The sequence below is a fragment of the Rhizobacter sp. J219 genome (assembly GCF_024700055.1).
Taxonomy (GTDB): domain Bacteria; phylum Pseudomonadota; class Gammaproteobacteria; order Burkholderiales; family Burkholderiaceae_C; genus Rhizobacter.
Genome location: NZ_JAJOND010000001.1, coordinates 4,164,502 through 4,188,740 on the forward strand (window position 1 = coordinate 4,164,502; position 24,239 = coordinate 4,188,740).

Annotated in this window: 17 protein-coding genes and 2 pseudogenes; 5 read left to right on the forward strand and 14 right to left on the reverse strand. The window is 67.5% G+C overall.

What is annotated here, in order from left to right; translation table 11 throughout:
- Position 1: 1 nt before the first annotated feature.
- Positions 2–1,201 (reverse strand): NAD(P)/FAD-dependent oxidoreductase, encoded by a 1,200-nt coding sequence (locus LRS03_RS19725; RefSeq protein ID WP_257827651.1) that lies wholly within the window; start codon positions 1,199–1,201, stop codon positions 2–4.
- A 200-nt stretch (positions 1,202–1,401) separates the two neighbouring features.
- Between LRS03_RS19725 and LRS03_RS19730 the strand changes: the two are divergent.
- From LRS03_RS19730 to LRS03_RS19740, 3 genes and pseudogenes are all read left to right on the forward strand, one after another.
- A pseudogene (locus LRS03_RS19730) lies at positions 1,402–3,503 on the forward strand (PQQ-dependent dehydrogenase, methanol/ethanol family).
- Between the two features lie 207 nt (positions 3,504–3,710).
- A complete protein-coding gene (locus LRS03_RS19735; RefSeq protein WP_257827652.1) occupies positions 3,711–5,042 on the forward strand; it encodes an endo-1,4-beta-xylanase in 1,332 nt (443 codons plus the stop codon).
- 26 nt (positions 5,043–5,068) lie between these two features.
- A complete protein-coding gene (locus LRS03_RS19740; RefSeq protein ID WP_257827653.1) occupies positions 5,069–6,598 on the forward strand; it encodes a non-reducing end alpha-L-arabinofuranosidase family hydrolase in 1,530 nt (509 codons plus the stop codon).
- A 303-nt stretch (positions 6,599–6,901) separates the two neighbouring features.
- Here LRS03_RS19740 and LRS03_RS19745 read toward each other — a convergent pair whose 3' ends face one another.
- A complete protein-coding gene (locus LRS03_RS19745) occupies positions 6,902–7,186 on the reverse strand; it encodes a hypothetical protein (protein WP_257827654.1) in 285 nt (94 codons plus the stop codon).
- A gap of 409 nt (positions 7,187–7,595) precedes the next feature.
- On the opposite strand from LRS03_RS19745, the gene LRS03_RS19750 reads away from it, so the two are divergent.
- A complete protein-coding gene (locus LRS03_RS19750) occupies positions 7,596–8,912 on the forward strand; it encodes a hypothetical protein (protein WP_257827655.1) in 1,317 nt (438 codons plus the stop codon).
- A 653-nt stretch (positions 8,913–9,565) separates the two neighbouring features.
- Here the strand turns inward: LRS03_RS19750 and LRS03_RS19755 are convergent.
- From LRS03_RS19755 to LRS03_RS19795, 10 genes and pseudogenes are all read right to left on the reverse strand, one after another.
- On the reverse strand, positions 9,566–10,501 hold the full coding sequence (locus tag LRS03_RS19755; protein ID WP_257827656.1) for a ProQ/FinO family protein: 936 nt from the start codon (positions 10,499–10,501) through the stop codon (positions 9,566–9,568).
- Positions 10,502–10,741: 240 nt separating this feature from the next.
- Positions 10,742–12,889: a xanthine dehydrogenase family protein molybdopterin-binding subunit gene (locus tag LRS03_RS19760; RefSeq protein ID WP_257827657.1), complete on the reverse strand. Its 2,148-nt coding sequence runs from the start codon at positions 12,887–12,889 to the stop codon at positions 10,742–10,744.
- A gap of 13 nt (positions 12,890–12,902) precedes the next feature.
- The gene (locus tag LRS03_RS19765; RefSeq protein ID WP_257827658.1) at positions 12,903–13,367 is read right to left on the reverse strand and encodes a (2Fe-2S)-binding protein; all 465 of its coding nucleotides are present in this window, start codon (positions 13,365–13,367) and stop codon (positions 12,903–12,905) included.
- Positions 13,368–13,496: 129 nt separating this feature from the next.
- Positions 13,497–14,972, reverse strand: a complete 1,476-nt coding sequence (locus LRS03_RS19770) for a DHA2 family efflux MFS transporter permease subunit (RefSeq protein WP_257827659.1) — start codon at positions 14,970–14,972, stop codon at positions 13,497–13,499.
- 35 nt (positions 14,973–15,007) lie between these two features.
- On the reverse strand, positions 15,008–15,682 hold the full coding sequence (locus LRS03_RS19775) for a lipase secretion chaperone (protein ID WP_257827660.1): 675 nt from the start codon (positions 15,680–15,682) through the stop codon (positions 15,008–15,010).
- A gap of 2 nt (positions 15,683–15,684) precedes the next feature.
- Positions 15,685–16,236 (reverse strand): hypothetical protein, encoded by a 552-nt coding sequence (locus LRS03_RS19780; RefSeq protein WP_257827661.1) that lies wholly within the window; start codon positions 16,234–16,236, stop codon positions 15,685–15,687.
- Positions 16,237–16,303: 67 nt separating this feature from the next.
- A pseudogene (locus tag LRS03_RS26950) lies at positions 16,304–16,612 on the reverse strand (esterase/lipase family protein); the annotation flags it as partial.
- Between the two features lie 15 nt (positions 16,613–16,627).
- Complete coding sequence (locus LRS03_RS19785; RefSeq protein WP_257827662.1) at positions 16,628–17,575, reverse strand: lipase secretion chaperone; 948 nt, start codon at positions 17,573–17,575, stop codon at positions 16,628–16,630.
- A complete protein-coding gene (locus tag LRS03_RS19790; RefSeq protein ID WP_257827663.1) occupies positions 17,575–18,522 on the reverse strand; it encodes an esterase/lipase family protein in 948 nt (315 codons plus the stop codon). The genes LRS03_RS19785 and LRS03_RS19790 overlap by 1 nt, the downstream gene beginning before the upstream one ends.
- A gap of 546 nt (positions 18,523–19,068) precedes the next feature.
- A complete protein-coding gene (locus tag LRS03_RS19795) occupies positions 19,069–21,279 on the reverse strand; it encodes a malate synthase G (RefSeq protein WP_257827664.1) in 2,211 nt (736 codons plus the stop codon).
- 126 nt (positions 21,280–21,405) lie between these two features.
- Between LRS03_RS19795 and LRS03_RS19800 the strand changes: the two genes are divergently transcribed.
- The gene (locus LRS03_RS19800; RefSeq protein ID WP_257827665.1) at positions 21,406–22,323 is read left to right on the forward strand and encodes a LysR family transcriptional regulator; all 918 of its coding nucleotides are present in this window, start codon (positions 21,406–21,408) and stop codon (positions 22,321–22,323) included.
- 43 nt (positions 22,324–22,366) lie between these two features.
- Here LRS03_RS19800 and LRS03_RS19805 read toward each other — a convergent pair whose 3' ends face one another.
- The gene (locus LRS03_RS19805) at positions 22,367–22,666 is read right to left on the reverse strand and encodes a PsiF family protein (protein ID WP_257827666.1); all 300 of its coding nucleotides are present in this window, start codon (positions 22,664–22,666) and stop codon (positions 22,367–22,369) included.
- Between the two features lie 115 nt (positions 22,667–22,781).
- The gene (locus tag LRS03_RS19810; RefSeq protein WP_257827667.1) at positions 22,782–24,158 is read right to left on the reverse strand and encodes a serine/threonine-protein kinase; all 1,377 of its coding nucleotides are present in this window, start codon (positions 24,156–24,158) and stop codon (positions 22,782–22,784) included.
- Between the last annotated feature and the right edge of the window lie 81 nt (positions 24,159–24,239).

Consider the following 24,239-nt stretch of genomic DNA (forward strand, 5'->3'; position numbering starts at 1 on the left):
GCTACTCCGTGAAGAGCCTGAACATGCCCTTGGCGCTCAGCAGCTGCGCCGGGTTGCTCGTCTCGTCGAGCACCCCTGCCATGCGCCGCACCAGCCGCTCGCTCTTGCGGGCACGCCAGATCAGCAGGTCGACGAGCCAGGGGTGGGCGTTGACGCGGTTGGCGCGCTCGTAGAGCTGGAAGCGTGGCCGCAGCGCACGCAGGTGGCTGTCGTAGGCGCTGCGCACCTCGGCGTCTGGGCGTTTCGTGGCGAGTACCTCGGCGGCGAGCAGGCCGGTCTCGAGCGCCTTGCCGATGCCTTCGCCGGTGAAGGCATAGGTGCTGCCGGCGGCTTCGCCCGTCACCAGCAGGCCGGGGCGGCTGTAGCGCGCACCATCGAGCGTGCAGCGCAAGGGGGCGCCCTTCAGCGGCCCGAGCAACTCGCCGCCCGCCATCAGCTCGCGGGCGGGTGCGTAGAACTCGCAGAAGCCCTCGAAGAGGCGCTTCAGGTTCACGTCTTCCTTCGCGTGGCCGAAGACGCCCACGCCGATGTTGAACACGCCGTCGGCACACGGGAAGATCCAGCCGTAGCCCGGGCGCAGCTGGCGGTGCCACACCACCTCGAGCATGCGGATGCGCTCGGCCAGGGCCGTGTTCTTCACATAGGCGCGCAGCGCGACGGCGGCCGGCCCCTGGCGCTCGCACACCCCGGCGGCCAGCAGCGCCTGCGGCACCGCGCCGGTGGCGAGCACCACCCAGTCGGCGTACAGCTCGCGTGTCTCGTCGCCGTGCGAGAGCCTCGCGCCGCACACACGGCCGGCAGTGTCGGTGAGCGGGGCGTCGAAATGCACCGGCGCAAACATGCGCGCACCGGCCCGCACGGCGTTGCGGCAGACGATGTCGTCGAGCTCGCGCCGCGGCAGCACCGCCAGGCGGCCGGGCACGTCGACGCGGCCGCCGCGCGGCGCGATGCAGCCCACGTGGGTGGCGCGCTGCGCACGCGCCATCACCTCGTCGAGCACACCCAGACGCGCCAGCGCGGTGTGTGCGTCGGGGATCAGCGCATCGCCGCACACCTTCTCGCGCGGGAAGCTGCGCTGGTCGATCAACACCACGTCTTTGCCGGCGCGTGCAAGCGCGGTGGCGGCGGCACTGCCGGCCGGGCCGGCGCCCACCACCAGCACCTCGCAGCGCTCGGGCAGCTGGGCCAGGTTCAGGTTCATCCAGCAAGCATAGCGGGCCGCCTGTGGCGCCTCGTGTGACAGGCTGGCGCAGGCGGGGCCGGAGCATCACGTGTTTTCGGGGAAAACACCTTGTTGTGACGGGGTGGCGATCTCCTGATGATCCGACGGCAACCTGCCGACTCGACGCAGGGCTGATGGCGACGCAGCAGTGACGCCACGAACCACAGGAGACCTCCCGCATGAAGAAGCACTGGATCGCCATGTTCGCCATGGTGCTGGCTGCCGGCGTGCCGCTCGCCGCACACGCGCAGGCCAAGGGCTCGGAAGAGCACATCCGCGCCGTCACCTCGCGCATCGACGGCCGCGCCATCGCGAACAACGCCACCACCCGCGACTGGCCCAGCTACGGCCTCGACTACACCGAGGCCCGCTTCAGCAAGCTCGACCAGGTCAACGACAAGAACGTCAAGGAGTCGGCCTCGTCTGGAGCTACAACCTCGAATCGACACGGGGTGTGGAGGCCACGCCGCTGGTGGTCGACGGCATCATGTACGTCACCGCCTCGTGGAGCGTGGTGCACGCGATCGACGTGCGCACCGGCAAACGCATCTGGACCTACGACCCCAAGGTGCCGCGCGACCACGGCGTGAAGGGCTGCTGCGACGTGGTCAACCGCGGCGTGGCGCTCTACAAGGGGCGTGTCTACGTCGGCTCGTTCGATGCGCGCTTGATCGCACTTGATGCCGCCACCGGCAAGGTGGTGTGGGAGAAAGACACCTCGATCGACCGCAAGCGCCCCTACACCATCACTGGCGCGCCAAGAGTGTTCAAGGGCATGGTGATCATCGGCAACGGTGGCGCCGAGTATGGCGTGCGCGGCTACATCACCGCGTACGACGCCGAGACCGGCGCCGAGAAGTGGCGCTTCTTCACCGTGCCGGGCGACCCGGCCAAGCCCTACGAACAGGAAGCGCTTGCGCGTGCCGCCAAGACCTGGGACCCGAGCAACAAGTACTGGGAGGCCGGCGGCGGCGGCACGGTGTGGGACAGCATCACCTTCGACCCGCAGTTGAACCTCATCTACATCGGCACCGGCAACGGCTCGCCGTGGGCGCGCCGCCTGCGCAGCCCGGGTGGCGGCGACAACCTCTACCTCGCCTCCATCGTCGCCATCAACCCCGACACCGGCAAGTACGTCTGGCACTACCAGGAAACGCCGGGCGACAACTGGGACTACACCTCCACGCAGCCGATGATCCTGGCCGACCTCAAGATCAAGGGCAAGCCGCGCAAGGTGATCCTGCATGCGCCGAAAAACGGCTTCTTCTTCGTCATCGACCGCACCAACGGCAAGTTCATCTCGGCGAAGAACTTCGTCGACGTGAACTGGGCGAGCGGCTACGACGACAAGGGCTTCCCCATCGAGACGCGCAACGCGCGCAGCGAGCAGTCGACAGAGCAGATCCCCGGGCCGCTCGGCGCGCACAACTGGCACCCGATGTCGCACAGCCCCAAGACCGGCCTCGTGTACCTGCCCGCGCAGAACATTCCCATCTCGATGATGGACAACAAGGCCTGGAAGATGGACCAGATGACGCTGGGCGCGGCCGGCTCCAACCAGGGCTGGAACACCGCCTTCTTCCTCGGCGCCACGCCCACCGCGAGCAAGCCCTTCGGCCGCCTGATCGCCTGGGACCCGGTGGCGCAGAAGGAAGCCTGGCGCCATGAGCATGTGTCGCCGTGGAACGGCGGCACGCTCGTGACCGCGGGCAACGTCGTCTTCCAGGGCTCGGCCGAGGGCCGCTTCTTCGCCTTCAACGCCAAGACCGGCGAGAAGCTGTGGGAGACGCCCACCGGCACCGGCGTGATCGCCGCGCCCGCGACCTACATGGTCGACGGCAAGCAGTACGTGTCGATCGCCGTCGGCTGGGGCGGCTCGTACGGCGTCTACAAGCGCGCGAGCGAGAAGGTCGGCCCCGGCACGGTCTACACCTTCGCCCTCGGCGGCAAGGCGCCGCTGCCGGAGTTCGCGGCGGTGCAGCTCAATGCGCTGCTCGCCGGCGTGGCCTATGACCCGAAGCAGGTGCCCGAAGGCCAGGGCCTGTATGTCGCGAGCTGCGTGCTCTGCCACGGTGTGCCGGGGGTCGACCGCGGCGGCAACATCCCCAACCTCGGCTACTCGCACCCCGACGTGATCAACAACCTCGAAGCCTGGGTGCTCGGTGGTGCGGCCAAGGACAAGGGCATGCCCGACTTCACCGGCAAGATCAAACCGGAAGACATCCCGAAGCTCAAGGCCTTCATCCAGGGCGTGCCGGATTCGATCCGGCCCAAGAAGTAGACGGCTCGCGTCTTGCGCACAGCGGCCGGTGCCCTGCACCGGCCGTTTTCCATTCGTCGAGGCGAATGGCGTAGCACAGGCCGTCTGCGCCCGCTTGTACGGGAAGGGGGGTCACAAGCACCAATCGCCCTGCCGGGGCGCTTCACCGAGGATCGCGTCCCCAGCGGGGCCAGCCCGGTCCGCTCAGCACGTCCAAGGAGCGCGCCTGTGATCACCTCCCACTTCGTCGTCCGGGCGCTCCGCCGCGCCCTCGTCTGCACCGGCGCCGTCGCGCTGCTCGGGGCGGCTGGCCTCGCGCAGGCCCAGCTCGCCATGGGCAAGCCCAAGTTCCTCGGCAACATCATCGCGGGCAGCGTGCCCTCGAACTTCAGCGCCTACTGGAACCAGGTCACACCCGAGAACGCAGGCAAGTGGGGCTCGGTCGAGGCCACGCGCAACCAGATGAACTGGGGCCCGCTCGACACCGCCTACAACTACGCGCGCGCCAACGGCTTCCCCTTCAAGCAGCACACCTTCGTGTGGGGCGCGCAGGAGCCGGGTTGGATCGGCTCGGTCAGCGCATCGACCCAGGCGTATGAAGTCGAAGAGTTCATGCGCCTGTACTGCCAGCGCTACCCGCAGACGCAGTACATCGACGTGGTCAACGAGCCCATCAGCCAGCCCGCGAGCTACCGCAATGCGCTGGGTGGCGCCGGCTCGACCGGCTGGGACTGGATCGTCTGGTCGTTCCAGAAGGCACGCCAGCACTGCCCCAGCGCCAAGCTGCTGCTCAACGAGTACGGGATCATCAACGACGCCACCAAGCTCAACCGCTACAAGGGCATCGTCAACATCCTGAAGGCGCGCGGGCTGATCGACGGCGTGGGCATCCAGGCCCACCACTTCAGCATGGACAACCTCTCGGCCGCCACGATGAAGGCCAACCTCGACTCGCTGGCGCAGACGGGCGTGCCCATCTTCGTGTCGGAGCTCGACATGACCGGCGACGACTCCACCCAGCTCGCGCGCTACCAGCGCCTCTTCCCCGGCCTGTGGACGCACCCCGGCGTGGCCCACGTGACGCTCTGGGGCTACATCGAGGGCCAGACCTGGGTCAACAACACCCACCTCGTGCGCCGCGACGGCAGCGAGCGCCCGGCGATGGCCTGGCTCAAGAACTACGTGCGCACCACCACCATCGGCGGTGGCGGTGGTGGCGGCACCAGCAAGACCATCGTCGTGCGCGCACGCGGCACCACCGGCCAGGAGAGCGTCACGCTGCGCATCGGTGACACCGCCGTGCGCACCTGGACGCTGAGCACGACGATGACCAGCTACACCATCACCACGACGGCGTCGGGTGGCTCGCTGGTCCAGTTCACCAACGATACGACCGGCCGCGACGTGCAGGTCGACTACCTGAGCGTGAACGGCAGCGTGCGCCAGGCCGAAGCCCAGACCTACAACACGGGCGTCTGGCAGAACAGCGCCTGTGGCGGCGGTTCGGGCCGCAGCGAATGGCTGCACTGCAACGGCGCCATCGGCTTCGGCGACCTCTGAACCGGCCGGCTGCGAAAGGACCCGTCATGAACACTCGCACCCTCCGGGCGCGCCGCACGATCTCGGCGCTCGTCTTCGCCGCCGGCGCGGCGCTGTTGCTGGGCCCGCGCCCGGCCGACGCGGCCATCACCGTCGACACCAACGCCTGGTACGTGCTCGTCAATGCCAACAGCGGCAAGGCGCTCGACCTCTACAACTGGATCACCGCCGACGGCGCCGAATTCCGCCAGTGGACGCGCGGTGACGGCGCCAACCAGCAGTTCCAGTTCGTGAGTTCCGGCAACGGCTACTACCGGCTGCGCAACCGCCACTCCGGCAAGGTGGTGGGCGTGGCCAACGGCTCCACGGCCAACGGCGGCGCGATCAACCAGTACACCGACCAGAACGCGGCCAGCCAGCAGTTCCGCCTGGCCGGCAGCGACAACAACGCGGTGCGCTTCGTCAACGCCAATTCGGGCAAGGCACTCGATGTGGTCGGGGCCTCCACGGCCGACGGCGCCGACATCCAGCAATACACCGACGTCGCCGGCCGCAACCAGACCTGGGCGCTGGTGCCGGTCACCACGACCACGCCACCGCCGCCCACCGGCGGCGTGAGGTTGCCCACGAGCTTCCGCTGGACGTCGAGTGCTGCGCTGATGGTCGCCAAGCCGGCCGCGCAACACCCGGAGGTGGCGATCAAGGACCCGACGGTCGTCTACCACGGCGGCCGCTGGCACGTGTTTTCCACGCAGGCCAAGGGCAACGGCTGGGGGCTCGAATACCGCTCGTTCACCGACTGGGCCAACGCCGGCTCGGCCAACCCGTACTTCCTCGACTCGACCCGCATCGGCGCGGGCTACCGCGCGGCGCCCTTCATCTTCTTCCACACGCCCTCGCAGCTCTGGTACCTCGTGTTCCAGAACGGCAACGCCGCCTACTCCACCAACCCCGACATCAACAACCCGGGCGGCTGGAGCGCGGTGCGCACTTTCTACAGCAGCGTGCCGAGCAACATCCAGGCGGACATCCGCGCCGGCGCCAACTGGCTCGACTTCGCGGTGGCCTGCGACACCGTCAACTGCCACCTCTTCTCGGCTGGCGACAACGGCAAGATCTACCGCTCGCAGACCACGCTTGCCAACTTCCCGAACGGCTTCGGCAGCACGGTGGTCACCTTGCAGGACTCGAACCGCAACAACCTCTTCGAAGCGCCGCAGGTCTACAAGGTGCGCGAGACGGGGCAGTACCTGATGATCATCGAGGCCATCGGCAGCAGCGGGCGCTACTTCCGCTCGTTCACGTCCAGCAGCCTGAGCGGCCCGTGGACGGCCATGGCGAGCGCCACCGAGAGCAACCCCTTCGCGGGCGACGCCAACGTGAGCTTCCCCACCGGCAAATGGAGCCAGGGCATCAGCCACGGCGAGATCCTGCGCACCGGGTACGACCAGAACCTGGAGATCAGCGCCTGCAACATGCGCTTCCTCTACCAGGGCCTCGCGCCCGGGGCGAGCGGCAGCTACGACCGCCTGCCCTACCGGCTGGGCCTGCTGACGCAGACCAACTCGCCCTGCTGAGCCGCACACGGCCCCAGAAATGACGCAGGCGCTCCAAGGAGCGCCTGCGGGTCCGGCTGCGAAGCCGAAGACTATGTTCGGGGAGCCGCCCCGGACCAAGAGGATGTAGACACGATCACCTCCTTTCGCAGTTGATGGAAGGCCGAGGGTAAGCGCTGCGCGGCGGTTGTGGGTGCTTTTCTGTGTGGAGGAATGTCGCTTGGTCCCGTCCAGACGCATTCATTCCACTTGCCACCATGACGACGGCACGGGTGGTCGCGATGGCAAACGGCGGGTGGGATGGCATTGGGCTGCGCGCGGCAGTCAGGAGTCGCCGCCGAGCCATGCCGACAGCCGATGCTCGCAAGTTTTGAAGACGATGTAGGCAATGCAGCTCACAACGCCTTGCGCGACAAGTTCGACCAACTGTTGAAGTGCGCCGTCCATCAATGCCATCAACCCATGGTCGCGCAACAGCTGCAGATTCGCAGCCAGCAAACTGACGAGATTCAACGTGCCCAGCGCACCGACGAGGAAACTCAGGCTGAGGACAACGAACGTGAGCCACAGCCGAGACAGCACCACTCTTCGGAACGATGTGTTGATCATGTTTGCCGGCCAGATGACTACCCGTCAGTCGCTTGGGGCGACGGTCAACTTACAGGGCGTATTTCGCAACGAGGCTGCTTCGTGGCGTTGCTGCAAGTTGATTTCGCTTGGCAAATACAACCCACCAAGGCAGAAGGTGCCGACAGATTGAAGGCCGGATGGCGCTTCTCAATCGGACGACAGGGTGCATCGAGTGACCGCCTGAGACTGGGTGCTGCCGCTCGACTTCGAAGGGCAGCCACTCACTCTCTTCCCGAGCTGTTTCAGCTTGGGACGTCACCCATGATTCGGGGGACCATCCCCTCTTCTTCTGAGCTAGGCTAGCTCGCGAATACGCGACGGAAGTCTTGGCTTCCGGAAGTATTGTCGTCGTCGACTGCTTTCCACCAACCATCAGTTGAGGTCTTCCGTGTCCGCCTTCCATTCCATTTTCGGCATCGTCTTAGGCTCACTGCTGTCCTGCTCCGTCATTGCTGCCCCCATCAACACCCGTCTTGATACAACGCCGTGCACACCGTCGTTTGAAGCGATGCAGGCCGCCAACCTGATGCTCTTTCGGCAGGGCTTGCAGGAAGAGATGGCCCGCAGCGCACCGCGACAGAGCCGGCTCGAGATGCTGAACAAGGCCATCAAGGACGCAACGTCGATGGGGCCCTTGCAATACGCGACGAGACATGAACCGCCAGGGTCTGAGTTCTATCCGGACGCGCCGCTCTCGTCGCTGAACTACATCGCTTCCCGAGAGCGGAAGATGATGCAAGCGCTCTTGGCGAATGACATGGACGCATATCGCGTCGTCAAAGGCGTGACACCGAGCGGGCCTGTACAACTCGCATCCTTTAGCGCCGACGAGTGGATGAATATGTGTGTCGTGCTGGCGCGGATCTCATTCATCACGCGCAAGCCAACGAGCAAAGCAGACCAACAATTGCTTGAGAAGTTCGGCAACTTCGTCACCGGTTCTATCAATGCGGCCGCATCTTCCCAACCTGCACCCGTAGCGCCCAGCCGGCCAAGTCCCGAAGCGCGGCCCAGCCCGCCTCCCGCAGCCCAGGCACAGGTGGTCAACCCGGGTGCCGGCGTGGTGATCCACAACACCCTTCCCGGCGAGCGCCGTCTCACCGGTCCCGACGGTTGCCTGCAGCCGCACATGGGCGAGCCCACCACCAGCAGCGGTCCTGGCGACTGCAAACCCGCACCGACCTACTCCACGCTGCTCAGCCACGGCCAGTGCATCGAGCGCGCCCGCGCCATCCAGCTTGAGTGGAAGCAGGAGAGCGACATGGCCGGCAGCAACGGCGCACGCCTCGTGGCGGCCGAGCGGAAGGCACAGCTCGCGTTGAAGCAGCTGTTCCAGCAACAATGTGCCCACCACCCGGATGCGGCGGCCTGGGTCCGCAAGGCCGATCAGACCCTGCGCGGCGAGACTGGTGCCGCGGCCGCCTTCGGCAGTGGAGGGCAGGGTGGCGACGCAGGCACGTCCACCGACAAGTACTACACCCCCATCATCAACTGCATGGGCATTCGCAGGGCGCAGAACTCGAACTTCACCTTCTGCATCGCAAACGACTGCAACCGTACTCTAGAGGCGCACTTCAGCGGCGGGATGGTGAGCGTGGGCGCAGGGCGCTGCGCGCCCATCTCGGCCGGCCCCAACCCGGTTTTCTATGCGGCCTGCGAGAAGAACGACGGTTTTGATCGTGCGACGCACCGGTGCCGGCGCTAACGGGTCAGTCTGTGGTCGCGAAGTGCGCCAACTGGTCATGATGCGCCCTGGCGAACGACGGTCGCGCCATTGCTCGCCCGAGGCAGGTTCGGCATGCGGAGTGTTGAGTCTGCCCATCGTAGCGATTCACCCTCCGCAGCACATCGGCCCTTACGAATGTCGGCCACTAAAAAGAGCCCGGCCAGCCAAGTGCAAACAGACAACGCCGCCTCCAGGTGCTGTAGGCGCGGGCCGCCAGGAAGGCAGGGTCGTCCGCAAGCTTAAAGGTGGACCACAACCGACTGTCCCTCTCGACCGAGTTGAGCACGGCGATGAGCCATTGCCGGACTTGGCTGCGCGAATGGGGATTTGAGCGTCCGCTACAGCGTCTCCTGGCTGCCGTCTTGCAATGACGGCTCGGGGTCGAGAGTGCCGGTTCTCCGCTGGCGACTGGCGTCGTTTGAGGCGCGGTCCAAGAAACCCTGAGGCTCGTGCTCGTTGCTCAAGACCTTGAGCGGTCTGTGAGCCGGGACACCAGCAACGGGCCAACGACTGCTACCTGCAGACACCGTGCGTAGAGACTGCAGGATCCACCGGCGGCAACCGCTGCATAGCCACCGGTGATCAATTGCTCAGATCAAAATGGGGCCCCGATACCTTCGGCGGTCAGGCCACTAGCGTGAGCCGCGCTCCTGCCGCGCAAGGGTGAGAAGCGCGTCCAGGGCTTCCTCACTCAGCTCATTCAAGGCTCCAAAGTTCGCCTTCGACAGGGGGCTCTGCTCGAATCTGCGCAGCAGCAAAGCGCGCCGCTGGCGCCCCTCGGCCTCGGCAGCCTGCTCGGGTGTCATGTGCGGCGCGCGTGCGTTCTCGGACTCTTGCTCACGTGCACCGATAAGCCGCTCCGGCAGTGGCCCGTGCGGGCGCCGCTGCGCACCCGAAGCCGCATCGCCGGGCTTGTTGCCGGGGCCTCGTGGTGCGCCAGGTCTTGGCGGTCGTGAGCGCGGTGACGCCGGGCCCCGTTGAGATGGCTTCGTCGATCGGTCAGGGCGATCAACGGTGGCGGGCTGCGCCGAGCGCGTGACACGGGTGGCGGGCCGCTCTCCGGTCGCTTGCGAAGTTGCCTGCGACACCTCCACCTGCTCGGAACGGCGTGGCGGGTGGGTCGGCCCATGCGAAGCCCGGGCCGCCTCGCGCTCTGCGCGCTTCCTTGCTTCGACAAGCACACGGCGCCGCTCGAGTTCCACGCCTGCAGCATCTCGGTGTTCGGCAGAAATTTCCCCGGCCGGATGGCCGTCGAGGTCGACGCGTGTCGCACCCTCCACCACAAGGGCACGCAGGTAGGCGGTCCTGGTGGTGTGGCGCTGCAAGAAGAATGAGAGTGCCTTCTTGGTGAACACCCCTGGCGCACGTTGATGGATGTCGGCCTGGATGCGAAGCTTGATCGGCTTGATGACACCCGCACCGAACAGCGCCGGGAAGTGCGTGGCCAGCAGGCGCCCGGTGTCGGCCACGCTGGGTTCGGGCCGGGGTGCCGGTGCCGCAGCCGCCTCGGGAGCAGGGTGCGCCGCCTGGGCCGGCGTGTTCAGCGTCGCATCGGGAGTTGTGCCCAAGAAGGGCTCGGAAATCTTCGGAATGTCAGGCATCGGAACGGAGCGGGTGGGTCACTGAGGCGGCGGTGTAGCCGGGCCACGCATTCTCGGTCCACGGACGCGGTATCTGTACGCGTCGCCGAAGGACAGCACCCGGCACAGCGGCCTATGGCCGCGTAACGCGACACCACCGCACAACGCGCCACTCAGAAAAAAGGCCACCCGAAGGTGGCCTTGGGTCCCGCCATCAACAACCCCCACTCATGCGGTCTGGATCTTCTCCGGCGTGAACGGCATCGAGCGCAGGCGTTTGCCGGTCGCGGCGAAGAGCGCATTGCCGACCGCCGGGCCGATGAGCGCAGTGCCGGGTTCGCCCACGCCGCCGGGTTTCTCGGTGCTGGGCACGAGCACGGTCACCATCTCGGGCGATTCGTTCATGCGCAGCAGCCGGTAGTTGTGGAAGTTGGTCTGCTGCACACGCCCCTTCTCGACGGTGATCTCGCCGTAGAGCGCGGCGGTGAGGCCGAAGACGATGCTCGACTGCACCTGCGCCTCGACCGTGTCGGGGTTGACCATGCGGCCGAGGTCGGCCACCGTCGTCACCTTGTGCACCGTGATCTCGCCGTTCTTCACTGAGATCTCGGCCACCATCGCCATGTAGGTGTCGTAGCCTTCCATCAGCGCGATGCCGCGTGAGCGGCCGGCCGGTGCCGGCGTGCCCCAGCCGGCCTTCTCGGCGCACTGCTTGAGCACGTTGGCAAAACGCGGCTTGTTCGCGAGCAGCGACATGCGGTACTGATACGGGTCCTGCTTCGCGTTCACCGCCAGCTCGTCGATGAAGGTCTCGTTGGCGAACGCATTGAGCGCGTGGCTCACGCTGCGCCAGTAGCCCACCCGCAGGCCGGCGTCGTGCTTCAGGATCTCGTGCTTGGTCGCCGGGATCTCATAGGCCGCCATCGCCGCCTCGGTCATCAGCGGGTCCTGCACCGGCGCGGGCAGGCCGAAGACACGGCCGGTGACTGACTGCGAGGTCATGCGGAAGGTCATGGCCGTCGGCTTGCCGTCGTCGCCGATGGCGGCGGCCAAGTGGTGCACCGACTGCGGCCGGTAGAAGTCGTGCGTCATGTCGTCTTCACGCGTCCACACGAGCTTGACCGGCTTGCCCACGGCCTTGCTGATCTGCGCGGCCTGGATGATGAAGTCGATGTCGATGCGCCGCCCGAAACCACCGCCGAGGAAGGTGGTCTTGAGCGTCACGTTCTCGACCGGCACGCCCACGACCTTCGCGACCGTGCCCGCAGCAGCGTCCTGCCACTGCGTGGGGCCGATGAGGTCGACACGGTTGTTGTGCACGTGGGCGGTGAAGTTCATCGGCTCCAGCGGCGCGTGCGACAAAAGCGGCATCACGTACTCGGCCCGATGCACCTTGGCGGCGGCCTTGATCACCGCATCGGCATCGCCGGTCTTGGGCAGCGGCAGCGGCTTGGCGCCCTCGGCCACCGCGGCTGCCTTGATGCTCGCGAGCATGCTCTTGTCGCTGAGCGCCGCACCCGCGCCTTCGTCCCACTCGATCTTCACGCCCGAGCGGGCCTTGTTGGCGTGCCACCAGGTGTCGGCCACCACGGCCACGCCGTCGGGGATCTGCACCACGTCGATCACGCCGGGCATCTTTTTCGCGGCGCTGGCGTCGAAGCTCTTGACCTTGCCGCCGATCACCGGGCACTGCTCGAGCGCGGCGTAGACCATGCCGGGCAGCTTGACGTCGATGCCGAACTCGGCGGTGCCGTTGGTCTTGGCGGGCGTGTCGAGCCGCTTGGTGGGCTTGCCGACGATGCGGAAGTCCTTCGGGTCCTTCAGCTTCGGGGTCTGCGGCACCGGCAGGCGGGCGGCGTCGGCGGCGAGTTGGCCGTAGGTGGCCTTCTTGCCTTTCGGCCCGAGCACCATGCCGTTCTCGGCGCGCAGCTGGTCTTCCGGGATGTTCCATTTCAGCGCAGCGGCGCTCACGAGCATCATGCGCACCTGGGCGCCGGCCACGCGCAGCTTGTCCCAGCCGTCGCGCACGGAGGTGGAGCCCCCGGTGAGCTGCGGGCCGCCGAGCAGGGCGTTGCCGTAGATCTTGCCGTTGGGCGGCGCCATCGCGACGCGGATGTTCTTGATGTCGACGTTCAGCTCTTCGGCGATGAGCATGGGCATCGAGGTGTAGACGCCCTGGCCCATCTCGGAGCGGGCCGAGATCAGCGTGATGGTGTTGTCGTCGCTGATGTGCACCCAGGCATTGGGCGTGTGCACGGTGCCGGCAGCCAGCGCCTTGCCGAGGCCGCCGACGTCGACGCCGAGCAGGAGGCCGCCCGAGGCGGCGAGGGTTGAGGCTTGCAGGAAGCCGCGGCGGGATGTCGTGATCGTGGTCATGGCATCACCTCCTTCAGGCCTTGTTCATCTCGGCCGCGGCGGTCTTGATCGCGGCCTTGATGCGGGGATAGGTGCCACAGCGACAGATGTTGCCGCTCATCGCGGCGTCGATGTCGGCATCGCTCGGGTTCTTGTTGGCCTTGAGCAGCGCGGCGGCGCTCATCAGCTGGCCGCTCTGGCAGTAGCCGCACTGCGGCACGTCGTGCGCGATCCACGCCTTCTGCAGCGGGTGTGTGTTGTTGCGCGACAGGCTCTCGATGGTGTTGACCGACTTGCCGGCCGCGGCCGACAGCGGGGTCTGGCACGATCGCACGGGCTGGCCGTCGAGGTGCACGGTGCAGGCGCCGCACAGGGCCATGCCGCAACCGAACTTGGTGCCGGTCAGGCCGACCTCGTCACGGATCACCCACAAGAGCGGGGTGTCGGGTTCGGCTTTGACGGTCATCGTCTTGCCGTTGATCTTCAGGCGAGTGCTCACGGTGGTGTCTCCTGTGGTGGCGTGCGCACTTCAGTGGCGGGCGCACTGCTGCGATCAAGCATCGGACAGGAAATGAGCGAAGTCCAACCTGGGCAAACCCCAAGAGTGGGTCGCAAGCCTGGTGTCAGCTCAGGTGATGTCGGTGGGCTGGTGCGAGCTGGCGGGCGGGTCGTCTCGCCGCACCACGCCGGCTCCCGGCGGCTGCATGCGCCAGCCTGCCACGATCGCCAGTGCGCAGATCGCACCGAGCAGCATGAACGTCTGATGAAAGGCCCGCATCGGGTCGTCGGCATGCACCTGCAGCCGCCACTCCAGGAAGATGCCCGCCACCGCCACGCCCACCGCGCCGCCGAGCTGGCGCAGGAAGTTGATCGCGCTCGACCCGTGCGAGATGTTCTCCATCGGCAGGCGGCGGATGGCCCCGAGGTTGAGCGAGGGCAGCACCGTGCCGAGGCCGATGCGCCCGACGATGGCAAACGCGGTGATGACCCACAGCGAGGTCTGGAGCCCCACCAGCGCCATCAACCAGAACGACAGCGTGAGCAGCACGAGGCCGATCGCCACCAGCTTGTTGAAGGGGTAATGGTCGGCCAGGCGCCCGGCGATGGGCAGCATGAAGGCCAGCACGATGCCCGCGGGCAGCAGCACCGCGCCCGCCTGCGAGGGCGGCAGCTTGAGGCCGATCTGCATGAAGACGGGCACCAGGTAGGTCGAGCCGAAGAGCGCCATGCCGTAGATGAAGGCCACGCACGCGCCCATGCGGAAGGCGCGGATGTCGAAGAGCTTGAACTCCATCAGCGGATGCTCGGCACGCCGCTGGCGCCAGATGAAGACCCCGGCAGTGACGGCCGAGACGGCGAGCAGCACGTACGCATGCAGCGTGGGGCTGTGCAGCTCGACCAGGCCGTTCATGCCGGTGACGACGGCGATGGCCAGCAGCACGAGCCCCGGCAGGTCGAGGCGCCGATCGCTCGGGTTGACCGACTCGGCGCCGGGCGAGGTGTGCGGCAGGTAGATGCGCCCCATCGCAAACGCCGCCAGGCAGAACGGCACCACCACGAAGAAGATCGAGCGCCAGCCCCAGGCTTCGACGAGGATGCCGCCGATCGACGGCCCGAGCGCCGGCGCCAGCACCACGCCGAAGCCGAAGAAGCCCATCGCCCGCCCCTGCTCCTGGCGGCCGAACACCTGCAGCACGATCACCGGCGGGATGGGTTGCATCACGCCCGCCGCGAGGCCCTCGACCACGCGCATCGCCAGCACCATCTCGAAGCTCGAACTGAGGCCGCCGGCGATGCCCCCGACGAGCAGCAGCCACACCGCGGCGAAGTAGGTCTGGCGGTAGCCGAAGCGGCCGAGCAGCCAAGGGGTGGTGAGCATGGCCACGGTGACGGCGGCCATGAAGCCGGCCGACAGCCACTGCGCGCGCTCCTGGCCGAGCGTGAAGACGTGGCTCATGTCGGGCAGGGCGACGTTGACGATGGTCGACGCCATGATCGACGCCATCGTGCCCAGCATCACCGTGATCAGCACCCGCCAGCGGTAGCGCGGGCCGTGGCGTTCCTGCAGCAGGGCGAGGCTGTGAGGGTGGGGGGTGCCGGACACCCGGGGATCCTAAGCGCTGAGGTCGGCGCGGCCTGTCATGCAGGTGGCAGGCCAAGCAGGGCGCGGGCCCGCAGCAGTTCGCGGCCGCTGAAGCGGCGGGCGAGTTCGGCGTCTTTCGCGGACGGCGGAAGTGCCTGCAGGGCGGCGCGCGCTGCGTCGAGGCGGCGTGCCCAGTCCCAGCGCGACTGGTCTTGCGCGCGCAGGCGTTCGGCGGCCGCCGCGCCGAGCTGGGCGACCCGCTGGCGGTGCAGGTCCTGGGCCTCGGCGTCGGTGGCAGGGGGGTCGGGCAGGAGCAGTGTGCGTGGCAGCGGCACGGGCCGCGGGGGAGTGCGCGGTGCCGGTTCGGGCGCAGAGCTGTCGGGCGATTGGGCCTGCGGCTCGCCGCGCAGCACGGCGAGGTGTGCGTCCCACGCGGCCAGCGCTTCCTGTGCGGCCGTGGCGCCGTGCTCGCGGGTCACCTCGCGTTCGATGTAGCGGCGCAGTTCGGGCAGGCTGGTTTCGCCGAGCGCGGTGAGCAGGTGGTCGAAGCGGCGCAGCAGCAGCGCTTCGGCCTCGCGGCGCTTGCCGGGCGCGGCCCAGGCGCCATCGAGGTCGGTGCCGCGCAGCGAGCCGCTCGCGCGCACCTCGTCGACGCTGCGCGGCACGCCGGGCGAGGCTGCACACGCCGCCAGCGCGGTCGTGAGCATCCCCATGAGCAGCACGCGTTTCATCGTCACAGCCCCAGCTTGCGCAGGCGGTTGGCGTGCAGGCGATACACCGCCAGCGGGTCGGGCGACAGCGGGGCGCGCAGGCCGAGCGCCTGGTTCACCTGGTCGAGGTGGTTCCACTCGTAGTCGTCTCGCAGCACCATGCCCCAGTGGCTGGAACAGCGGCCGACGAGGCCGTCGTTGGGCTCGTCGCCGAAGTCGCGGCTGGTCAGGGCGAGCACCGCATCGCTCGCGTCGAGCGCGTTGGTGCTGACGCGGGTGCCGCCCATCGAAAAGTAGTGCACGCCGTTGACCACCGCGGCACCCTCGCCGCAGGGCGTGAACGGCATCGCCTGCGGGAAGCGGCGGTTGAAGACGGCGGCGCCGGCGCTGTCGAGCGAGGCCAGGGCCCCCAGGGCGTCTTGCGGCAGACCCGGTTCGCCGGCGAGCCACGACAGCGCGCCCGACACCGTGTTGGCCAGCCAGGCCGGCAGACTGCTGCGGCGCGAGGTCTCCTTCATTGCGTCGGCCGTCTTGCTGCCGGTGTGCGGCGAGCCGACGGAGGTGACCGAGGCCACGAGCTCCGGGCGCGACGGCGGCCACGTAGCGCGCGGTGGGCCCGCCGTGGCTGTGGCCGATGAGGTGGAACTTCTCGTGGCCGTAGGCGGCCTTCAAGGCGAGCAGTTCCAACAGCAGCTGCTCGCCGCGCACCTCGGACAGGTTGGCCGCCGACACCGCCGGCGTGTACACGGTGGCGCCGCCTTCGCGCAGCGCATCGGCGATGCCGTGGAAGTAGTCGAGCGGCCCGATGGTGTGGAAGCCGAAGAGACCGTGCACCAGCACGATGGGGTGGCGCGTGGCGGTGTAGCCCGCGCTCGCATGGGCGTTGGCCGCGCACGCCAGCACCACGGTGAGCAAGAGGCGCAGGAGGCGGGCGGTGAGGCGTGTCGTCACGCCGCGATTGTGGCGTCAGCGCTCTTTCAGCAACAAGGCTCGGGCGCGCTGCAGCTCGGCGCCGCTGAAGTGCTGGGCGAGGTGGTCTTCCTGCGCCTGCAGGCGCTGCGGGGCCGAGAGATGAGGGGCCGCGGCGAAGCCGTTCAGCGCCTGTTGCGCGGCGGCGAGGCGACGCTCCCAGTCGGCCCAGGCCTGGTCTTCGGCGCGCAGGCGCTCGGCGGCGTCGGCGCCGAGCTGTTGCACCCGCTGGGCGTGCAGCTGGTCGGCGTTTGTGTTGGCGTTGGCCACGAGCAGGGTGGCGTGATCGGGCTCCACGCGCACGCCGGCTTTGCGTTGTTCGATGTGCTGCGCAAACGCGGCTTCTTCGTCGGCGTAGAAGGCCTGCGCCCAGTCGCGGCCCAGCAGCTGCTGGCGCACCTGCGTGCGCTCGCTCAAGGCGGCGGCCCAGGTGCTGGGGTCGGCCACGTTCGGCGTGTTGCGGAAGCGGTGCTGCTGCAGCGTGACGTAGCGGTCCCACACCGCGAGCACCTGGCGGGCGGAGGCAGCGTTTTTCTGCGCGGTCACCTCCTGCTCGATCCAGTGGCGCAGGTGCCCGGGGTCGGCTTCGCCGAGTGCGGTGAGCAGGTAGTCGAAGCGTTGGCGCAAGGATCGGCTGGGCTGCAATTGCCCCTCGACCCAGCGGCCCCAGTCGCCGTCGAGTTCCGACTCGCGCAGCGAGCCGCGTTCGAGCACGTTCTGCACATGGGCGCGTGCGGCATCGGCGGTGCGGGCCGCATCGGCGTTGTGCTGCACTGCCGGCAGCGGCTCGCCGCGGGCGTAGGGGCTGAAGTTCCAATCGGTGAAGGCCGGCGCAGGGGCTTGTGGCCCCGGGCCGTCTTCGGATGCGAGCCACCCATACGCGGCCCACACCAGTGCCAGCGCGAGCGGCACCGCGCCGTACAGCCAGCGGTGCCGCGCGAACATCACAGGCCGGCCGACTTGATGCGGTTGGCCTGCGAGCGGTAGAAGGCCACCGGGTCCTGCGAGAAGATGCCGCGCAGGCCGAAGGCCTGGTTCACTTCGTCGAGGTGGTTCCACGCGTAGTTGTCTTTGAGCACGGTGCCCCAGTGGCTGGAACACTGGCTCACGAGACCGTCGTTCTGCTCGAAGCCGAAGACCACGCTGCTAGCCACCAGCAGACCGTCGCTCACGTCGAGAATGTTGGTCGCGACGCTCGTGCCACCGACCGACCAGTAGCGGATGCCGTTGACCGAGGCCGGGCCCTGGCCGCACGAGGACGTGGGCTTGCCCTGCGGGAAGCGCCGGTTGAAATCGGCCGCGCCGCGGGTGCTGAGCGACTTGAGCGAGCCCAGTGCATCCTGTGGCAGCGTGGGCGAGCCGGAGAGGAAGGCGATGGTGGCAGCCAGCCCATTGGCGAGCGTGGCCGCGAAGCCGGTGGTGCCGGTCCACGAGGTCACGGTCTCGATCGCATCGGCGACCTTGCTGCCGGCGTGCGGCGAGCCGACGGTGGTGACCGAGGCCACGAGATCGGGGGCGACCGCGGCCACGTAGCGCGCGGTCGGGCCGCCATGGCTGTGGCCGATGAGGTTGAACTTCTGGTGGCCGTAGGCGGCCTTGTACGAACGCAGCTGGCGCAGCAGCTGTTCGCCGCGGGCCTCCGACGTTTCGGCGCCCGACACGCTCGGCGTGTAGACGGTCGCACCGCCGCTGCGCAGCGCGCTGACGATGCCGTACCAATAGCTCACCGGCCCGATGGCGTCGAAGCCGAAGGCGCCGTGCACGAGCACGACGGGGTAGCGGGTCTGGGTGTAGGTGTCGGCGGCCACGGCGTGCGTGGTGACGCCGGCGGACAAGCCTGCAACGAGCGCGAAACGGCACAGGCCGCGCATCAGGCGATGGCGAAAGGTCATGTTGTCTCCTGCTTGTGGGGTGAGATTCGCCTGCGCCCTCCAGGCGCATGACGATCACCGCTCGGCCTGCTGACGGGTCGATGCGGTGATGGAGAAATTCTTGAACCTCCGCCCGATTGGCGTAAGTGGCAATCCGCGCCAAACGATGGCGGGGTGTGCCAAGGGGGGAGGGAATTTCCCTTGTGTCCTTGTTCGGGGTTCGGAGCGGCGCCAAGGGACTGGGGTGAACAAATCCCTACGTGTCCCCCGCCCGCTCACCACTCCCGTGGTGAGCGGGCTCCTCCTTTACCTCCGAGATTTGCTCACCCCAGCCCCTTGGCGTGGAACGGCCTTGCCCCGTCGACGATTTCTAGCGGGGCAGTGCGTCTCGCGAGGAGGGCTTGGGGATGCGGATTCCTCCATGTCCCCCGGGCTGGGCTTGCAGCCCAGCCTTCCTCCTTTACTTGCGGAATCCGCATCCCCAAGCCCTCCTCGTCGCGCCACTGCCGGCACGCAAAGAAAAACGGCGCCCCGAAGGACGCCGTTTCCAATCAGATGAGAAAGCGCTCAGCGCGAAGCCGCCTTCAACTTCAACCGCCACGCATGCAGCAGTGGCTCGGTGTAGCCGCTCGGCTGTTCCTTGCCCTTGAAGACGAGGTCGAGTGCGGCTTGATAGGCCATCGAGGTCTTCGCGTTGCCGGCGAGCTTCTTGTAGAGCGGGTCACCGGCGTTCTGCTTGTCGACCACCGCGGCCATGCGCTCGAAGGTGTCGCGCACCTGCTTTTCGGTCACCACCTTGTGCTGCAGCCAGTTGGCGATGTGCTGGCTGCTGATGCGCAGCGTGGCGCGGTCTTCCATCAGGCCGACGTTGTGGATGTCGGGCACCTTGGAGCAGCCCACGCCCTGGTCGATCCAGCGCACCACGTAGCCAAGGATGCCCTGCACGTTGTTGTCGAGTTCCTGCTGGCGCTCGGCGGCGCTCCAGGTGGCTTCCTTCACCACCGGCACTTGCAGCAGGCCCTTGAGCAGCTCGTCGCGCATTGCGTCCGCGTCGGTCTTCTCCAGTTCCTTCTGCACGTCGCTCACCTTCACCTGGTGGTAGTGCAGGGCGTGCAGCGTGGCGGCCGTGGGCGAGGGCACCCAGGCGGTGTTGGCACCGGCCTTGGGGTGCACGATCTTCTGCTCGAGCATGCCGGCCATCAGGTCGGGCATGGCCCACATGCCCTTGCCGATCTGCGCGCGGCCGCGCAGGCCCATGCCGAGGCCGACGAGCACGTTGCTCTTCTCGTAGGCCTGGATCCAGGCACTGGTCTTCATGTCGCCCTTGCGCATCATCGGGCCGGCCAGCATGGCGGTGTGCATCTCGTCGCCGGTGCGGTCGAGGAAGCCGGTGTTGATGAAGGCCACACGCGAGGCAGCGGCGGCGATGCAGGCCTTGAGGTTGACGCTGGTGCGGCGCTCCTCGTCCATGATGCCGAGCTTCACGGTGCTGTCGGGCAGGCCCAGCAGCTGTTCGACGCGGCTGAAGAGTTCGGCGGCGAAGGCCACTTCATCGGGGCCGTGCATCTTCGGCTTCACGATGTAGACGCTGCCGGTGCGCGAGTTGCGGATCTTCTTGTTGCCGGTGCGCTTCAAGTCGTGCAGGGCGATCGTGGTCGTGATGACCGCGTCCATGATGCCTTCCGGGATCTCCCGCTCTTTTCCATCCTTGTCGGCGTAGAGGATCGCCGGGTTGGTCATCAGGTGGCCCACGTTGCGCACGAAGAGCAGCGAGCGGCCATGCAGCACGACTTCGCCCTTGCCCTTCGGAGCCGTGTACACACGGTCTTCGTTCAGGCCGCGGGTGAAGGTCTTGCCACCCTTGCTCACCTCTTCGGTCAGCGTGCCCTTCAGGATGCCGAGCCAGTTGCTGTAGGCGAGCAGCTTGTCTTCGGCGTCGACCGCGGCGACCGAGTCTTCGAGGTCGAGGATGGTCGAGAGCGCGGCTTCGAGCACCAGGTCGCTCACGCCGGCGGGGTCGGTCTTGCCGATGGGGGTGTTGCGGTCGATGCGGATGTCGAGGTGCAGGCCGTTGTGGGCGAGCAGCACCGACGAGGGCGACTTGGCGTCACCCTGGTAGCCCACGAACTGGTCTTTCTCGTCCAGGCCGGTGGTCTTGCCGTTCTTGAGCGTGACCACGAGCTTGCCGTCTTCGACCGCGTAGCCCACGGAGTCGATGTGCGAACCCTTCTTCAGCGGCGCGGTGCGGTCCAGCACGTAGCGGGCGTACTCGATGACCTTGGCGCCACGCACGGGGTTGTAGGCACCGGCACGCTCGGCGCCGCCCTTTTCGCTGATGGCGTCGGTGCCGTAGAGCGCGTCGTACAGCGAGCCCCAGCGGGCGTTGGCGGCGTTCAGTGCATAACGTGCATTCAGGATGGGCACCACCAGCTGCGGGCCGGCCTGCGTGGCGAGTTCGGCGTCGACATTCTTCGTCGTCGCCTTGGCCTTCTTGGGCGGCGGCACCAGGTAGCCGATCTTCTCGAGATGGGCGCGGTAGGCCTTCATGTCGGTGATCGGGCCGGGGTTGGCGGTGTGCCACTGGTCCATTTCGGACTGCAGGCGGTCGCGCTCGGCGAGCAGGGCGATGTTCTTCGGCGCGAGGTCGCGCACGATGGCGTCGAAACCCTTCCAGAAATCGGCAGCGGCGACGCCCGTGCCGGGCAGCACCTCGGTTTCGATGAAGCGGTGCAGGTTCGAATCGACCTGCAGGCCGTGGACGGTGGTGCGTGCGGACATGAGCCCTCTCCTTTTATGTGCAGTGCAAAAAGACGAAAGGGGCCAATCTATTCGATCTCACGGCGCAGAGTAAGTAGCCTTGAAGTTTGGGATTCATGACTTGGAAGGGGGTAATCTCCGCCTTCCATGGACAAACTCAAGCAACTCGAATCTTTCGTCGCCGTCGCCGCCAAAGGCAGCCTGACGGCGGCGGCAGCGGCAGAGGGCATCGCCCCGGCGGTGGTGGGCCGGCGCATCGACGCGCTGGAAGAACGCCTCGGCGTGAAGCTGCTCGTGCGCACCACCCGGCGCATCACGCTGACCCACGAGGGCAGCGCCTTCCTCGAAGACTGCCAGCGTTTGCTGGCCGACTTGGCGAATGCCGAGGCCAGCGTCAGCGCCGGCGGCGTGAAAGCCAGTGGCTACTTGCGCATCACCGCGCCGGCCGGCTTCGGGCGTCGCCATGTGGCCCCGCTGGTGCCCGGCTTCGTGGCGCAACACCCCGACGTGAACGTGTCGCTGAACCTGTCGGACCGGCTGGTGGACATCGTCAACGAGGGCTACGACTGCGCGGTGCGGGTGGGCGACCTGCCCGAGAGCAGCCTGGTCAGCGTGCGCCTGGCCGACAACCGGCGCCTCTGTGTGGCCTCGCCGAAGTACCTGGCCCGCGCCGGCACGCCGAAGCATCCCAACGACCTGGCGCAGCACGACTGCCTGACGCTCAGCACCGATGCCACCCAGACCCGCGGCTGGGCCTTCACGCTCGACGGCGAGGTGAACCACTTGCGCCTGACCGGCAGCCTCTCGTGCAACGACGGCCAGGTGCTGCACGACTGGTGCCTCGCCGGCCTGGGCCTCGCGTGGCGCTCGACCTGGGAAGTGGAAAGCCACCTCGCGAGCGGCGATCTCGTCAGCGTGCTCGACGACTACGCCGCGCCGCCCAACGGCATCTACGCCGTCTTCGCGCAACGCAAGCACCTGCCGCTGCGCGTGCGCCTGTGGGTCGACCACCTCAAGCAGACGTATGGCGACGCGGCCTACTGGAAGGCGGCGACGGCGCAATGAAAAACGCCCGGTGGAACCGGGCGTTTGACCAGAGGCCGTCGACTTACTTCGAGAGGCACTCTTTCATGAAGGCCTGGCGCTCGCCAGTGGGCTTGCCCGTCTTCTTGAAGTCGGCGCTGCAGGTTTTCATCTTGTTCTGCTGCGCTGTCTTGCCGTCGCTGTCTTTCTTGAGGCACTCGGACATGAAGGCCTTGCGCTCGTCGCCCTTCTTGTCGCCGGCTTCCTTGTTGCACGTTGTCATCTTGCTTTGCTGCGCCGTCGGTTTCTTGGCATCGTCGGCCGCGTGAGCGGAGGTGGCGAAGCCGGCCACGGCCAGGGCGATCGCGCTGAGAAGAGTCTTCATGGTGTGTCCTTCCCGGAGGGTGTTGACGAGGGGGTTCGCCGGGTCGGATTGAAGCACTGCCCCTTGCGCCCAGCAATGGCTACAACGCAACAGCGCGTTGCGGGGCTGACGCAGATCAGAGGATGCGGCGGGGATGGGCCAGCGCCTCATGCGCGACGTGCAGGCGTCGCACCAGCACACGGATGAACGCTTCGTCGAACAGGTGTCGGCAATTCGGGCTGACCTGCGCGAGCGTCTCGGGCGTGAACGAGATGGTGGTCGCCGGGTCGGTGACGATCACGTTGGTGCTGTGGCGGCGCAACTCAGGGCTGGGTGCGAGGTAGGCCATCTCGCCCACCGAGGTGCCCGAGCCGAGCTGCGCGACCTTGTCGCCGTCGCGGTACACCTCCACCTCGCCCTGCGCAATGATGTGGAAGGTGTTGCCCTCTTCACCCTTGGTGTAGAGCGCATGGCCGAATGGGAAGCGCTGCCACTTCGCACGGTGCACCACCTCCCACAGTTCGACATCGCCGAAGTTGGAGAAAAAGTCGAGCGTGCGCAGGAGGTTGAAGCGCTCGGAGTCGAGCACGCCCTGCAGGTGGCCGCGTGGCACTTGCTGCGTGGTAATGAGGCCCGACAGCGCTTGCGCGAAGTCGTCCCAGCTGCGGTAGCGGTCTTCCGGGCGCTTGGCCACTGCCGAGAGGATCACGCTGTCGACACCGGGGCCGACCCCCGAGCGCAGGCTGCTCAGCAGCGTGGGCTCGGCGCTGTAGATCTGGTTCATCATGGCCGACTGCGAGGTCGAGTCGAAGAGCGGCCGGCCGGCGATCAGGTGGTAGAGCACCGCGCCGAGCGAGTACATGTCGGCGCGGCAGTCGAGCTGGTTGCCGTCGAGCTGCTCGGGCGACATGTAGGCGAGCGACCCCACACGGTAGACCTGCGTCGTCTCGCTCGCCATGTTGAGCGCGCTGCCGAAGTCGCTGATCTTCACGTCGGTGATGTGGCCGTTGTTGATCACGGCCAAGAGGTTCGCTGGCTTCACGTCGCGGTGGATCAGGCCCTGGCGGTACACGTAGCCGAGTGCCATTGCGCACTTGAAGCCGATTTCGACGATCAGCTCCAGCGGCAGCAGCTGGTCGGCGCGGCAGTACGGGCGCAGCGTCGTGCCGTTGACGTACTCCATCACCAGATACGACTCGGCGGGGTCGACCACCGCGTCATAGATCTGCACGACGTTCGGGTGTTTGAGTCGCCCGACGAGCGCGGCCTCGGCGGCGAAGAAGCGCTCGAAGTAGCGGCCGTCCGACGGGTCGTTGGTTGCGCCGGCGCGCACACGCTTGATGGCGACGTCGCGCTGGTGGAAATCGTCGCGTGCGAGAAAGACTTCGCTCGTCGCGCCTTCGCCGAGGCGGCGCAGCACCGGGTACTTGCCGATCTGCGCCGGCAAGGGCAGGCCGCCGAACCCGCTGGGGGTGACGGAAACCGGGGTGAGCGAGGGCGAAAAGGACGACATCGGAGCTGCCATCTTGGCACCGGCCGCATGGCCCTGCTTGCCAAATTGAGCACAAAACGGGGTCCATTTCCCCGGGGTCCA